Origin of the sequence: Streptomyces sp. ISL-99 (assembly GCF_018614005.1) — a bacterium.
In the GTDB taxonomy this organism is placed as follows: Bacteria; Actinomycetota; Actinomycetes; order Streptomycetales; family Streptomycetaceae; genus Streptomyces; species Streptomyces flavidovirens.
Window position 1 is genome coordinate 17944 of the sequence record NZ_JAGGPC010000002.1, and the last position, 13153, is coordinate 31096.

General features: G+C 69.3%; 18 protein-coding genes. 8 read left to right on the forward strand and 10 right to left on the reverse strand.

What is annotated here, in order from left to right:
• Positions 1-4: 4 nt before the first annotated feature.
• From J7E91_RS00385 to J7E91_RS00395, 3 genes are read right to left on the reverse strand one after another with little or no spacing between them, the layout of a single operon-like run.
• Positions 5-709 (reverse strand): TetR/AcrR family transcriptional regulator, encoded by a 705-nt coding sequence (locus J7E91_RS00385; protein WP_214898054.1) that lies wholly within the window; start codon positions 707-709, stop codon positions 5-7.
• Between the two features lie 11 nt (positions 710-720).
• Positions 721-1152, reverse strand: a complete 432-nt coding sequence (locus J7E91_RS00390) for a DCC1-like thiol-disulfide oxidoreductase family protein (RefSeq protein WP_308375887.1) — start codon at positions 1150-1152, stop codon at positions 721-723.
• Complete coding sequence (locus J7E91_RS00395) at positions 1149-1556, reverse strand: hypothetical protein (RefSeq protein ID WP_214898056.1); 408 nt, start codon at positions 1554-1556, stop codon at positions 1149-1151. Before J7E91_RS00395 ends, J7E91_RS00390 begins: the two co-directional genes overlap by 4 nt.
• 143 nt (positions 1557-1699) lie before the next feature.
• Between J7E91_RS00395 and J7E91_RS00400 the strand changes: the two genes are divergently transcribed.
• The 3 genes from J7E91_RS00400 (at position 1700) to J7E91_RS00410 (ending at position 2835) form a co-directional block, all read left to right on the forward strand.
• Positions 1700-2188 (forward strand): MarR family winged helix-turn-helix transcriptional regulator, encoded by a 489-nt coding sequence (locus J7E91_RS00400; RefSeq protein WP_214898058.1) that lies wholly within the window; start codon positions 1700-1702, stop codon positions 2186-2188.
• 215 nt (positions 2189-2403) lie between these two features.
• Positions 2404-2571, forward strand: coding sequence for a hypothetical protein (locus tag J7E91_RS00405; protein WP_251014978.1), 168 nt, complete (start codon positions 2404-2406; stop codon positions 2569-2571).
• Positions 2572-2595: 24 nt separating this feature from the next.
• Positions 2596-2835: a hypothetical protein gene (locus tag J7E91_RS00410; protein ID WP_308375900.1), complete on the forward strand. Its 240-nt coding sequence runs from the start codon at positions 2596-2598 to the stop codon at positions 2833-2835.
• Positions 2836-2839: 4 nt separating this feature from the next.
• Here the strand turns inward: J7E91_RS00410 and J7E91_RS00415 are convergent, their stop codons facing one another.
• Positions 2840-3769 carry an SMP-30/gluconolactonase/LRE family protein gene (locus tag J7E91_RS00415; RefSeq protein WP_214898060.1) on the reverse strand — a complete coding sequence of 310 codons (930 nt, stop codon included), beginning with the start codon at positions 3767-3769 and terminating at the stop codon, positions 2840-2842.
• Between the two features lie 77 nt (positions 3770-3846).
• On the opposite strand from J7E91_RS00415, the gene J7E91_RS00420 reads away from it, so the two are divergent.
• Positions 3847-4320: an Lrp/AsnC family transcriptional regulator gene (locus J7E91_RS00420; RefSeq protein ID WP_214898062.1), complete on the forward strand. Its 474-nt coding sequence runs from the start codon at positions 3847-3849 to the stop codon at positions 4318-4320.
• Here the strand turns inward: J7E91_RS00420 and J7E91_RS00425 are convergent.
• The 6 genes from J7E91_RS00425 to J7E91_RS00450 all read right to left on the reverse strand — a co-directional run bounded on the left by J7E91_RS00425 (position 4296) and on the right by J7E91_RS00450 (position 9073).
• On the reverse strand, positions 4296-4790 hold the full coding sequence (locus J7E91_RS00425; RefSeq protein WP_214898064.1) for a hypothetical protein: 495 nt from the start codon (positions 4788-4790) through the stop codon (positions 4296-4298). The genes J7E91_RS00420 and J7E91_RS00425 overlap by 25 nt on opposite strands.
• Positions 4791-4898: 108 nt before the next feature.
• A complete protein-coding gene (locus J7E91_RS00430; RefSeq protein ID WP_069927308.1) occupies positions 4899-5666 on the reverse strand; it encodes a succinate dehydrogenase iron-sulfur subunit in 768 nt (255 codons plus the stop codon).
• Positions 5666-7420 carry a succinate dehydrogenase flavoprotein subunit gene (sdhA, locus tag J7E91_RS00435; RefSeq protein ID WP_214898066.1) on the reverse strand — a complete coding sequence of 585 codons (1755 nt, stop codon included), beginning with the start codon at positions 7418-7420 and terminating at the stop codon, positions 5666-5668. The genes J7E91_RS00430 and sdhA overlap by 1 nt, the downstream gene beginning before the upstream one ends.
• A 22-nt stretch (positions 7421-7442) precedes the next feature.
• Positions 7443-7919 carry a succinate dehydrogenase hydrophobic membrane anchor subunit gene (locus J7E91_RS00440; RefSeq protein WP_214898068.1) on the reverse strand — a complete coding sequence of 159 codons (477 nt, stop codon included), beginning with the start codon at positions 7917-7919 and terminating at the stop codon, positions 7443-7445.
• Between the two features lie 7 nt (positions 7920-7926).
• Entirely contained in the window at positions 7927-8307 is a 381-nt protein-coding gene (sdhC, locus tag J7E91_RS00445) for a succinate dehydrogenase, cytochrome b556 subunit (RefSeq protein WP_078606921.1), read from the reverse strand.
• Positions 8308-8455: 148 nt separating this feature from the next.
• Positions 8456-9073, reverse strand: coding sequence for a 2-oxo-4-hydroxy-4-carboxy-5-ureidoimidazoline decarboxylase (locus J7E91_RS00450; protein ID WP_214898338.1), 618 nt, complete (start codon positions 9071-9073; stop codon positions 8456-8458).
• Between the two features lie 177 nt (positions 9074-9250).
• Between J7E91_RS00450 and J7E91_RS00455 the strand changes: the two genes are divergently transcribed.
• From J7E91_RS00455 to J7E91_RS00470, 4 genes are all read left to right on the forward strand, one after another.
• Positions 9251-10867, forward strand: coding sequence for a glycoside hydrolase family 20 protein (locus tag J7E91_RS00455; protein ID WP_251014980.1), 1617 nt, complete (start codon positions 9251-9253; stop codon positions 10865-10867).
• 130 nt (positions 10868-10997) lie between these two features.
• Complete coding sequence (locus J7E91_RS00460) at positions 10998-11834, forward strand: DUF4328 domain-containing protein (RefSeq protein WP_214898069.1); 837 nt, start codon at positions 10998-11000, stop codon at positions 11832-11834.
• A 34-nt stretch (positions 11835-11868) separates the two neighbouring features.
• Positions 11869-12375 (forward strand): hypothetical protein, encoded by a 507-nt coding sequence (locus J7E91_RS00465; protein ID WP_214898070.1) that lies wholly within the window; start codon positions 11869-11871, stop codon positions 12373-12375.
• Between the two features lie 97 nt (positions 12376-12472).
• Positions 12473-13060 (forward strand): hypothetical protein, encoded by a 588-nt coding sequence (locus J7E91_RS00470; RefSeq protein WP_214898071.1) that lies wholly within the window; start codon positions 12473-12475, stop codon positions 13058-13060.
• The last annotated feature ends 93 nt before the right edge of the window (positions 13061-13153 follow it).

Consider the following 13153-nt stretch of genomic DNA (forward strand, 5'->3'; position numbering starts at 1 on the left):
GCGGTCAGTCCGTCTTGCGGGCAGCGGCCGTCTGGGCCATCCCCGGCAGGAAGTCCGTGAACAGCTCGTGCACTTCGCGTACGAGCGGACGCAGCACCCGGAAGCGGGCGAGCGCGACCCCGCGCGTGGTGAGGCGGGCGCCGCGTTCGGCGAGGCGGCGGCTGCGCTCCCGGTCCTCGGAGCGGTCGAAGACCCAGTACAGGACGAGTCCCATCTGGGAGAGCCACATCAACTCGGGGAGGATGTCCCGCAGTTCCTCCGCGACCTTGGCCTTGGAGCCCGCCAGGACCTCCCGGTGCACGGCGATGGCCGCCTCGCGGGCGTGTTCCGACTCGGGGGAGAAGGGGCTCAGCGGGCTCTCGGGGTCGGCGGCGTTCTTGAAGAACTGGGCCGCGAACTCGTGGTACGGCGCGGCGATGTCGAGCCAGGCCTTCAGCACGCCCGCCAGGCGCGCTTCCAGGTCCGTCTCCTTGTCCAGTACGGGACGGACCGCCGCCTGGTGTTCGGCGGCGATCCGGTCGTAGAAGCCCTGGACGAGGTGTTCCTTGGAGCCGAAGTAGTAGTACGCGTTCCCTACGGAGACCCCTGCCTCCTTGGCGATGGCCCGCATGGTCGTCTTGTCGTAACCGCGGTCCTGGAAGAGCTGGAGGGCGGTTTCGAGGATGAGCGTGCGGGTCTGCTCGCTCTTCGGGGCCTTGTCTTCTTTCACGGTGTCCGAGCCTAACCGGGTACGGAGCACCGGTCGTCGCAGGGCGGCGCGAGGCCTGCCCCCGCCCCCGCCCCCGCCCCCGTCGCCTCGCGGTACTTGGCCGCCGCGAGCATCGTGACCCGTACGAAGGGGGAGCCCGCCGGGGTGGCGAGCCAGTGGGCCTTGGGCCGGTGGTCGGCCAGGGCCCAGAGGCAGACCACCCAGGCCGCGGGCCCGCCGTAGATCTGGCCCTTGTCGCCGATGACGGTGATCTCCCGCATGGTGCGGGCGTGGTCGAGGCGCGGGTACCTGCGCCGCGCCTCGTCCGAGCCGGCCGGAACCAGGTCCAGCGGTACGAGCTGCCGCTGGCGCAGCAGCCAGCTCCGCAGGTGGACGCAGAGGGCGCACTGGGCGTCGTACAGGACGGTCAGTCTGGTGACCGGGATGCGGGTCACCGTGCTCACGCCCCGGCGGGAGCGGTGGTCCAGCCCTGCGGCGGGACCGGCGGGACCTGCTCGCGCTCCATGATGGACCGCCGCCGGATCTTGTTGAGGACCCAGACGTTGCCGAGGTGCATGACGCCGAGGACGAGGAGGACGACACCGAGCTTCACCGAGAGCGCCTCGAAGAGCCCGCGGGCGTCCGCGACGGCGTCCGCGGCCTTGAGGTAGAGGGCGACGAAGCCGAGGTTGACGAGGTAGAAGCCGACCACCAGGAGGTGGTTGACCGCGTCGGCGAGTTTCTCGTCCCCGTGCAGGACGCTCGCGATGAAGATGCGCCCGTTGCGGCTCAGCGTCCGGGCGACCCAGATGGTGAGCGCCACGCTGATCAGCAGGTAGACGACGTAGGCGACGACAGTGAGGTCCATTCCCCACCCCTTCTTGAACGTGTTCAAAAGGCTGGCAGGGATGAATCTAGACCCATTTTTGAACATGTTCAAGTGGCTTGGCGGCCGCAGAGAAGTCCTCTTCGGGATAATCCGTCACGGATCGAATTGCTACGCTGGTGTGCATGACCGCCATGACGCCCGCCCGCACCGAATCGGACCTGTCCTTCCTCCTCGATCACACCAGTCACGTCCTGCGCACCCAGATGTCCGCCGCCCTCGCCGAGATCGGCCTGACCGCCCGGATGCACTGCGTACTCGTCCATGCCCTGGAAGAGGAGCGCACCCAGATCCAGCTCGCAGAGATCGGCGACATGGACAAGACGACGATGGTGGTCACGGTTGACGCCCTGGAGAAGGCCGGTCTCGCCGAGCGCCGCCCGTCCAGTACGGACCGGCGCGCCCGGATCATCGCGGTCACCAAGGAGGGCGCGCGCGTCGCCGGGCGGAGCCAGGAGATCGTCGACCGCGTGCACCGTGAGGCCCTGGCTGCGCTTCCCGAGGGGGACCGGGAGGTGCTCCTGCGCGCACTGAAGTTCCTGGTCAGTGACGGTCTGGCGACTCCGGTCGACCAGCCCCGGGCGGCCCGCCGCGCGCGCCAGGCCCAAAAGTAGGCCCGTAAGAAATAGTCTGCAACAAACCCATCTGCTACGGTCTCTCCTTTCGCCCCAACGGAGCAGGAGAGGCCGCATGTCTGCCGCATCCGCCCCGTCTCCCGCATCACCCGCCGCCCCCCGCTCGCGCCGGCTCGCCCTCGGAGTCATCGCCACCGGGATGCTGATGATCATCCTCGACGGCTCCATCGTGACCGTGGCGATGCCGGCCACTGGTGACGCTGTTCACCGAGCCCAAGGAAGGCTTCGGCCTCGCCCTCCCCGCGCTGACCACCCTCGGCATGTCCGGCGCGAGCGAGGAGGACGCCGGTCTCGCCTCCGGGCTGTTCAACACCACACAGCAGATCGGCATGGCCGTGGGCGTCGCGGTCCTCTCCGACTGAAACGCCGAGCAGCGCGTCCTGACCATCTCGTCCACCGCCGACCGCCTCAAGGTCCGTCAACTGCGCCGCGATCCGCATACGTCGCTGCACGTCGCCGGCCCCGACGTAGGGTCGTTCGCCGTCGCCGAGGGTGCGGCGGAGATAGTTGACCCGGCGGGCCGGGCAGCCCTCACCGAGCAGCCGGCGCCCGACCGGCGCGTGGTCATCCGCATCCAGGTGTCCCGCCTCTACGGAACCGCCCTCGACATCCCCGCCCAGGACTGACGGATCAGCGCGTACGGCGGATCCGGGGCGCCCCCGTCACGGACATCACCAGCGAGTACAGCGTCGTCGTCGCCGTGATGAACGCGCGGTTGCTCTTCGGGCCGCCGAAGGAGATGTTCGAGACGGCCTCGGGGACGAGGAGGCGGCCGATGAGCGTGCCGTCCGGGTCGTAGCAGTGGACGCCGTCGTCCATCGCCGCCACCCACAGCCGCCCCTCGTCGTCGAAGCGGAGGTTGTCGAACCGCGCGCCGTTCCTCGCCTCGGCGAACACCTTGCCGTCGGAGAGCGTGCCGTCCTCCCGTACGTCGAAGACGCGGATACAGCCGCCCCGCGTGTCGGAGACGTACAACTGCCGCTCGTCGGGAGAGAAGACGAGCCCGTTCGGCGCCTCGGTGCTGTCGGTGACGAGACGCACCTCGCCGGTCGCCGGGTCCGCCCGGTAGACGTTGCAGGAGCCGATCTCGCTCTCCGCGCGGTAGCCCTCGTAGTCGCTGGTGATCCCGAAGTCCGGGTCGGAGAACCAGATCGAGCCGTCGGAGTGCACGGTGGCGTCGTTCGGGCTGTTGAGCCGCTTGCCCTCGAAGCGGTCGGCGATGACGGTGATCCGGCCGTCGTGCTCGGTGCGGCTGACGCGGCGGTTGCCCTGCTCGCAGCTGATCAGCCGGCCCTCGCGGTCGAGAGTGTTGCCGTTCGTGTGCCCGGCGGGGGAGCGGAAGACGCTGACGGCGCCGGTCGTCTCGTCCCACCGCAGCAGGCGGTCATTGGGGATGTCGCTCCAGACGGTCTGCCGCCAGGCGGGCAGATAGAGCGGCCCCTCGGCCCAGCGGCAGTCGTCGTACAGCGTCTCCAGCCGCTCGTCCCCATTGGCACACCGTCCGGTGCGGAAGCGTTCGTCCAGGATCTCGTAAATCGAAGTACGGCCAGTGGAGGACATGGTCAAGCCCTTCTGCTGCATCGCTGAACATCATCCGGCTATGAATGACTATCGCAGGATGGGATACGGTGGCAAGCGTGGACCTGATAGACCGTGAACTCGTCGCCCTCCTCCAGCGGGACGCCACCCAGTCGTACGCGGCCCTGGGCAAGGCCGTCGGCCTCTCGGCGGGCGCCGCCCACGAGCGCGTACGCAAACTCCGCGAGCGCGGCGTGATCCGCCGTACGACGGTGGACGTCGACCCGGCGGCGCTCGGGCGCGGCGTACTGGCCTTCGTCCACGTCGAATCGTCGGCGTGGATGGGTGATTCGGCCGCCGCCTTCGCCGCGATCCCGGAGATCGAGGAGGCCCACGTCATCGCGGGCAGCGCGTCCGTACTCGTCAAGGTGCGGACCTCGACGACCGGGCAACTCCAGGACGTACTACGGCGGTTGTACGAGATCGAGGGCGTCAGCGGCACCAGTGCGACGGTGTCGCTTGAGACGTTCTTCGAGCGGCCCGTGATGCCGTACGAGCCTGACGAGCCTCAGGCGCTGAGCGAGCGGGCGTAGTTGATCTGCCCCATGACCGTGTGCAGGGTCTGCGGGCCGAGGGCCGGGACCACCGTGGAGTGATGGCGGCCGCCGCTGGTCACGGTGACCTGGACGTAGCCGGTCGTCACCTTCTCCTTCATCAGGAGGAAGAGCAGCCCGAGCAGGCAGAAGATGAAGAAGACGACGGCCAGCACGACTGCGGCCGTCGGCATCCGCTCCTCGGTGCGCGACATGTCGGTGACCGTCCACACCGCGCCCTTGAGCGGCATCGTGCCGGACGGGGTGACGATGGCGTCGGGCATGACGGTGATGTCACCGACCGACATGAGCGGCGCGCCCGCGAAACCCGCCGGCGGGCCGGTGTACGGCATCGGCGCCCCCGGCAGCGTCGGCTGCTGCGGGTAGCCGTAGCCGTAGCCGGGGACAGGGCCCCACTGGTAGGCGCCGTTCGGGTCGCCGTCCGTCGCGTACGGATTCGGATCACTCATGTTTCCGGGCTCCCCTCAGCCTGCTGCCCTGGTCCCCCCGATCCTGACACACAACGGCCCCGCCACCCGGAAGAACCGGGCGACGGGGCAGCGTTGTGCGCGTACAGGTCAGAAGCGGCGCGTGATCAGTGCGCGCTTCACTTCCTGGATGGCCTTGGTGACCTCGATACCGCGCGGGCAGGCGTCCGTGCAGTTGAACGTCGTACGGCAACGCCACACGCCGTCCTTGTCGTTCAGGATCTCCAGCCGCTGCTCGCCGCCCTCGTCACGCGAGTCGAAGATGAAGCGGTGCGCGTTGACGATCGCCGCCGGGCCGAAGTACTGGCCGTCGTTCCAGAACACCGGGCACGAGGACGTGCACGCGGCGCACAGGATGCACTTGGTGGTGTCGTCGAAGCGCTCGCGGTCCTCGGCGGACTGCAGACGCTCACGCGTCGGCTCGTTGCCCTTCGTGATGAGGAAGGGCATGACGTCGCGGTACGCCTGGAAGAACGGGTCCATGTCGACCACGAGGTCCTTGAGGACCGTGAGGCCCTTTATGGCCTCGATCGTGATCGGCTTCTCCGGGTTGATGTCCTTGATCAGCGTCTTGCAGGCGAGCCTGTTCTTGCCGTTGATCCGCATCGCGTCGGAGCCGCAGATGCCGTGCGCGCACGAACGGCGGAAGGTCAGCGTGCCGTCGGTCTCCCACTTGATCTTGTGGAGACCGTCGAGCACACGCTCCTTCGGGTCGATCTCGATCGGGAAGTCCTGCCACTCGGCCTCGGCGGAGATCTCCGGGTTGAAGCGGCGGATCCGGAACGTGACCGTGATGTACGGCGAGGGGACGGCCGCGGGCTTCGCGTCGTCGACCTTGTCCAGAGTCGGGGTAGCCATCAGTACTTACGCTCCATCGGCTGGTAGCGGGTCTGGACGACCGGCTTGTAGTCGAGACGGATCGACTGCGTGCCGTCGTCGCCGACCTCGCGGTACGCCATGGTGTGGCGCATGAAGTTGACGTCGTCGCGGTTCGGGAAGTCCTCGCGGTAGTGACCGCCGCGGGACTCCTTGCGCGCCAGGGCGGACACGGCCATGACCTCGGCCAGGTCGAGCAGGTTGCCCAGCTCGATGGCCTCCAGCAGGTCGGTGTTGAACCGCTTGCCCTTGTCCTGGATCGAGACGTTGAGGTAACGCTCGCGCAGCTCGCCGATCTTCTCGACCGCCGTCTTGATCGTCTGCTCGGTACGGAACACCATCACGTTGGCGTCCATCGTCTCCTGGAGCTCCCGGCGGATGTCGTGGACCCGCTCGCTGCCGGTGTTGCTGCGCAGGCGCTCGACCTGCGCGACGACGAGCGACGCCGGGTCCTCGGGAAGCTCGACATAGTCGTTCGCGGCCGAGTACTCGGCGGCGGCGATGCCGGCGCGCTTGCCGAAGACGTTGATGTCGAGCAGCGAGTTCGTACCCAGACGGTTCGCGCCGTGCACCGAGACGCAGGCGACCTCACCGGCGGCGTACAGACCTGGAACGACCGTGGTGTTGTCCGCGAGGACCTCACCCTTGACGTTCGTGGGGATGCCGCCCATGGCGTAGTGCGCGGTCGGCTGGATCGGGATCGGGTCCGTGTACGGCTCGATGCCCAGGTACGTACGCGCGAACTCCGTGATGTCCGGGAGCTTCGCGTCGAGCTGCTCCGGCGGCAGGTGCGTCAGGTCGAGGAAGACGTGGTCGCCCTCGGGCCCGCAACCGCGCCCCTCGCGGATCTCGGTGTAAATAGACCGCGAGACGACGTCACGGGACGCGAGGTCCTTCATGACCGGCGCGTACTTCTCCATGAAGCGCTCGCCGTCCTTGTTGCGGAGGATGCCGCCCTCACCGCGGGCGCCCTCCGTCAGCAGGATGCCCATGCGCCAGATGCCCGTCGGGTGGAACTGGAAGAACTCCATGTCCTCCAGCGGCAGACCACGGCGGTACGCCGCTGCCTGGCCGTCACCGGTCAGGGTGTGGGCGTTCGACGTCACCTTGAAGAACTTGCCGGTGCCGCCGGAGGCGAAGATGACCGCCTTCGCCTGGAAGACGTGGATCTCGCCGGTCGCCAGTTCGTAGGCGACAACGCCCGCGGACTTCTTGACGCCGTCGATCTCCTGCATGAGCAGGTCGAGGACGTAGAACTCGTTGAAGAACTCCACACCCTCCTTGACGCAGTTCTGGTACAGCGTCTGGAGGATCATGTGGCCGGTGCGGTCCGACGCGTAGCAGGACCGGCGGACCGGGGCCTCACCGTGGTTACGGGAGTGACCGCCGAAGCGGCGCTGGTCGATGGTGCCGTCCGGCGTGCGGTTGAACGGCAGGCCCATCTTCTCCAGGTCGAGAACGGAGTCGATGGCCTCCTTCGCCAGGATCTCGGCGGCGTCCTGGTCGACCAGGTAGTCGCCGCCCTTGATCGTGTCGAAGGTGTGCCACTCCCAGTTGTCCTCCTCCACGTTCGCCAGCGCGGCGGCCATGCCGCCCTGCGCGGCGCCCGTGTGGGACCGGGTGGGGTACAGCTTCGTCAGCACGGCGGTGCGGCTGCGCTTCGTCGACTCGATGGCCGCGCGCATGCCCGCGCCACCGGCGCCGACGATGACGGTGTCGTACTTGTGAATCTTCATGGTGGTTGCCTCAGCCCCGGGCCTAGCGGATGTTCGGGTCGAAGGTGAAGATCACCAGCGTGCCCAGAAGGACGGTGAACACCGTGGCGGTGTACAGCAGGTTCTTCAGCCAGAAGCGGGTGTTCGGCCGCTCCGCGTAGTCGTTGATGACGGTACGCAGGCCGTTGGCGCCGTGCAGCATCGCCAGCCACAGCATGAGCAGGTCCCAGGTCTGCCAGAACGGCGAGGCCCAGCGGCCCGCCACGAAGGCGAAGCCGATCTTGGACACGCCGCCGTCCAGCACGAGCTGGATCAGCAGGTGGCCGAGGACCAGGACGACCAGCACGATGCCGGACAGCCGCATGAACAGCCAGCCGTACAGCTCGAAGTTCGTGCGGGTCGACTTGGGCGTCTTCTTGGTACGAGCGCGGGGGGCCTCGATGACGGGAGCCGGGTGGTCCACGTCGTAGAGGCTCTCGCCCTCGACGGGACCGACGGTCGAAGCAGTGGTCTCAGACATCTCTGCGTCAGCTCCCGAAGACTTCGCGTACGGCGTGGCCGAGCACGGGGTAGAGGGCGCCTGCCATCAGCACGATCCAGATGCCCATCACAGTCCAGAGCATCTGCTTCTGGTAGCGCGTGCCCTTGGACCAGAAGTCCACGGCGATGACCCGCAGGCCGTTCAGCGCGTGGAAGAGGATGGCGGCGACAAGGCCGTACTCGAGCAGCGCCACGAGCGGGGTCTTGTAGGTGGCCACGACATCGTCATACGCCTCGGGAGAGACGCGGACGAGAGCGGTGTCGAGGACGTGTACGAACAGGAAGAAGAAAATGAGGACGCCGGTGACTCGATGAGCCACCCAGGACCACATACCTTCCCGGCCGCGATACAGCGTTCCAGCCGGCACGGAAAAACCCTCCGGGAGCGGGGATTGGGGCCATGCCGGCTTCTGTGTCGGTCTGGCCCGGCCGGGTACGGTCCACCGGCCCCGGCCATCGTAGCGACGAGTTGTCGGTTCGTTCGCGCGGGGTCCACTGGTGTGATCAAAGAGGCAATCAAACAGCCACGGACGGGCTATCGGGCCGGTCGGCGCGGCCGGTGTGGCCTGCAAGGTCGCCTCTTGTCGTAAGAACAGCCGCTTTCTGCGGATCTGAAATGAGATGGGCGAGCCGTCCCCGTGCCAGCCTGCGCAGCTCGTCGGCGGCGACCGCCTGTTCCTTCTCGGCTTCGTTGCCAAGCCGTGACCGGATGCCCGCCAGTACCTGGTCGAGATGCTCCTCGGGCGGGAAGCCGTCCAGGCAGATCACGAAGGCGTGGCCGAAGCTGCTCTCGTACGCCGCGTGGGCAGCGCGCAGCGCGGTGTGCGCGACGGCGGGGGCGCCCTCGGCCGGGCCCGCGGAGGATTCGCCGGTCAGCGCGTCCGCGATCTCGTCGCGGGACAGGTCGTACGCCGCCTCGTCGGCCGCGGCGAGCAGCGCGTCGAGGTCGGGGTACGGGCGGTGGCCGACGATGCGCCGCGCCCAGCGCAGGCTGTCGCAGCAGACGAGCAGGGCGGTCTCGGCGGCGTCGGCGGGCGCGGCGTTGAAGCGGTCGAGCCCGGTGGCGGTGGCGGCGGTGAGGGGTCTGCGGCTCTGGGCGGGGGTGGCCGTACGTCCCGGCGATTCGCTGGACAGCGTGAGCTCCTCGGAATGGGACAGGCGAGAAGGGTGGGGTGGCTGAGGCGCAACGCTAGCGATGCTTTGTGAGGGCTGTCCGACGGATGCGCGAATCTCACTCGAACGGGAGAGGTTGGACACACATACTGGACGATTGGTGGACGATTGAGGGTCTGATTGGGCATCGTTCGCCCAATGATGTCGCAATTCCGGGGGCCGCTGGCCATAGCCGCGGTCTCCCTGACCGTCCCGCTCATCGCCACCGTCACGCAGTCGGCGCCGTCCGCGCCGTCGGCGTCGTCGGCCACACCGGCAGCATCGCCGAAGCCGGCAGCACCAGCAACATCAGCAGCACCGTCGAAGCCGGCGAAGCCGTCCGCGAAGCCAGGACCGACCAAGGCACCCAGCGCCGTCCCCGCGGTTCAGGACTACGACGCCGCCTCCGGCCCCGGCTGGAAGCCCCAGCGCTCCACGCGTGTCGTCGTGGCGCCGGACAACAGCCGGGCGCTCGCCGACGAGGGCAAGCTCCTGGCCCAGGAACTCAAGCGCGGCTTCTCGGCCGCCGGGTCGGGCCGCGCGGGTGACATCGAGCTGGCGCTGAAGCCCGGGGGCGCGCCCGAGTCGTACACCCTCACTGTGCGTGACGGGCGTGTCCGTGTCACGGGTGCCGACGAGGCGGGTGTCTTCTACGGGACCCGCACCGTCAAGCAGGCCCTGGCCGCCGACGGCCGCCTGTCCGAGGGCGTCGTACGCGACAAGCCCGCCAAGCCGCAGCGCGGAGTGATGCTCGACACCGCGCGCAAGCACTTCAGCGCCGACTGGATCGAGGACACCGTCCGCGAGATGGGCGACCTCAAGCTCAACCAGCTCGGCCTGCACTTCTCCGACGACCAGGGTTTCCGTATCGCATCGGACAGCCACCCCGAGGTCGTGTCCCAGCAGCACCTCACCAAGGCCGAGGTCCGGCGGATCGTGAAGCTGGCCGAGAGCCGCCACATCACCGTGATCCCCGAGATCGACTCGCCGGGCCACCTCGGCGCGGTCATGGACGCGCACCCGGAGCTCCAGCTGCGCGACGCCCAGGGCGTGCCCGCGCGCGGCGCGGTGGACATCGCCAACCCGGACTCGGCGCGGATCGTGGACGATCTCCTGAGCGAGTACGCCGGCCTCTTCCCCGGCCGGTACGTGCACCTCGGCGGCGACGAGTACCAGGCGCTGACCAAGCGGAACCCGGAGGCCTCGTATCCGGGGCTCGCCCGTGAGGCGGTCCGTAAGTACGGCCCGAACGCGAAGATCCAGGACCTGGCCACCGGCTGGCTCAACGACCGCGCCGCGACCCTTCGCCCGCACGGCAAGAGCCTCAAGGCCTGGAACGACGGCCTGCACGCCGGCGGCGTCGTCAAGGCGGACCAGGACCGTGAGGTCGAGTACTGGACCGGCAAGGAGATCGGCGCGCGGGAGCCGCAGGAGTACCTGAGCGAGGGCCGCAAGCTGGTCAACGCCAACGACGAGTACCTCTACTACGTACTCGGCGAGCCCAACACCTTCACCTACCCGACGGGCCGCCGCATCTACGAGTCCTGGACGCCGCTGGTCCTGCGCGGCACCACCCCGGTGCCCGCCCGCTACGCGGACCAGATCCTGGGCGGCCGCCTCGCCATCTGGTGCGATCTCTCGAACGCGCAGACGCAGGAGCAGGTCGCGCGCGGCATCCACCTGCCGATGCGCGCCCTGGCCCAGAAGACGTGGGACTCGGGCAAGCCGGCCCTGGACTGGGAGGGCTTCAAGGCGCTGGCCGAGCGCACGGGCTGAGCTGCGGATTCGTGATGGACGGCCCGGTCGGCGGCAGCGTATGTTCCGCATGCTGCCGCCGGCCGGCGTCCGCACATTCGTCACGCCTCTGGGGAGGGGCGTTCCGGCGCTCTTGGGGGGCTGCCCAGTCATGCTGTGCGCTGATTGCGGGACAGAGAAGGTCACCACCGGTGAAGGGCTCTGCGACGGCTGCGTGATCGCCGCCGCCAAGTCCGAGCCGCCTCCACGCGCGCAGGCGGTGCCGCTGTCCGCCGGGCCCGCGGCCGTACCGCGCTCGCCGGTCGGGCTCTCGTACGCCGTGACGGCGCTGCTCTGCGCGATCGTCGCGGCCGACTGCTTCTCGCTCTTCGTCTCGTTCCGTGCGCGGGGTCAGTGGGGCGCCCTGGCGTCCGAGGGTTTCTCCTACATCGCCACCGCCGAACTGGAGCGGACCGAGACCCTGCTGGTCCGGTCGTCCCAGCTGTACGCCCCGGTGCTGGTGGTGACGGCCGTCGTCTTCCTCGTCTGGTTCTTCCGGGTACGGCGCAACGCCGAGGTCTTCGCTCCGGACCTTCAGCGCCGAGGGCCCGGATGGGCGATCGGCACCTGGTTCATCCCGTTCGCCAACTTCTGGATGCCGCGAGGGGTCGCCGTCGACATCTGGGCGGCGAGCAGGCGTGACCCGTACGGGCTGGAGACCGCGAAGCGGGAACCGAAGCTCGTCCTCGACCTGTGGTGGACGGCTTGGGTCGCGTCTTTGCTGTACGGCCGGTTCGCCGTCAAGACCTACGAGAAGGCCGAGGGGCCGGCCGCGATCCGCGACGCCCTCGACCAGCTGATCGTCGCCGATCTGCTCGACATCACGGCCGCCGTGCTCGCGATCCTCTTCGTGCGCGCGCTGACGCGCATGCAGCACCTCAAGGGCACGGCCGGGCCTGCCGGTTCGGCCGACCTGACCACAGAGCGACCTGTCGTGGGCAGAATGTGACAGGAACTGTTGGGGGCCGTGGGGGGAGCGGGGCATGGGTTTCTGGGGTTACTTCGTGGTGGGCCGCAGCGGGCGGCCGCTCGCGGAGCTGGCCGCGCTCGCGGACGTACGGGAAGGGCTGACGCTCCACGAGACGCGGGGCGACGGGTGGCAGGTGTGGGCGCGGCCCAGTGAGCCGCAGGTCGGTGACATGGGGGCGCTCGCCCGTGGCGTGTGCGGGGAGACGGGGACACCCGCGCTGTTCGCCTTCGTCATGGACAGCGCCTGCGTGGTCGTGGAGGGCGCCACCTCCGCGACGGCGGCCGGGTCCTGGTTCGGCTGCCTGGGGCGCGAGGCGATGGCGGCCTGTCTGAGCGCCGACGGGCTGGTCCTGGAGGACCTCTTCCTCTCGCCGCACGAAGCCGCGGCGAAAGCGGTGGAGTGGGCGGCCGCGACCGGGCGGACGGTGGCCGCGGGCGCACTGCTCGACGTACTGCGCGAAGAGGCGGACCCGGTGGCCGAGGAGCTGTTCGCGCGCTTCCTGGACCGGCTGGGACTGTGAGCGGCGATGAGCGGACTGTGACGCAATCGCGGCGCGGTACGCAGTCGGAAGGAGAAGGCCCGCACCGAGCGGGCCCTGCAGTGCCGAGGGAGGCACCGTGACCCTGGTGGAACTGATCGGCCGCGCCGACGAACGGACCCTGGCGGCGAGCGCGGTGGCCTGCCTGGACCGCTGCCTGCCCCTGCTGGAGTACGTCGAAGGCGCCGAGCGCATCGGCCTCGACACGGACGAGGCGCTCAAGCCGCTGTGGGTCGCGGTCGAGGGCGGCGACGCGTGGCTCGGCCGGCTGCGCAGAGTCGCCGCCGTGGTGGAGCGCGTCGCGGGCGCGGCCCCCGGCGAGCTGGCGGGCTTCGCCATCCGGATGGCCGCCGCGGTCCCCACCACCTATGACGGGCCCGCGCTGCGCGCCTGGGCCGAGGAGTGCTCGGCGGCGGTGCTGGAGGTCCATCTGCGGCTGGACGCGGTGGCGCCGGACGGCCACGAGGCGCGGGTGAAGGCGTACCGCAACGGCGAGACCGACGGCATCAGCCCGCTCACGGCCGGCGAACTGCGCCGCCAGTGCCAGCTCCTCGACATGCTCTCGGAGGACTCGGGCGGTGGCCTGAACCACGCCCTCCAGCTCTCCAACGAGGGCAAGCGCGTACTGCGGGCAGCGGCGTCGCGCCGGGCCCGCGGCAGCGCCTGAAGCGATGCGCGTGCGCGACAACACGACGGTCGAGAACTCACGGACCGGCGGACGGCATGCTGAGGACCCAGGCGGACTCGACGGCTGAGCCGT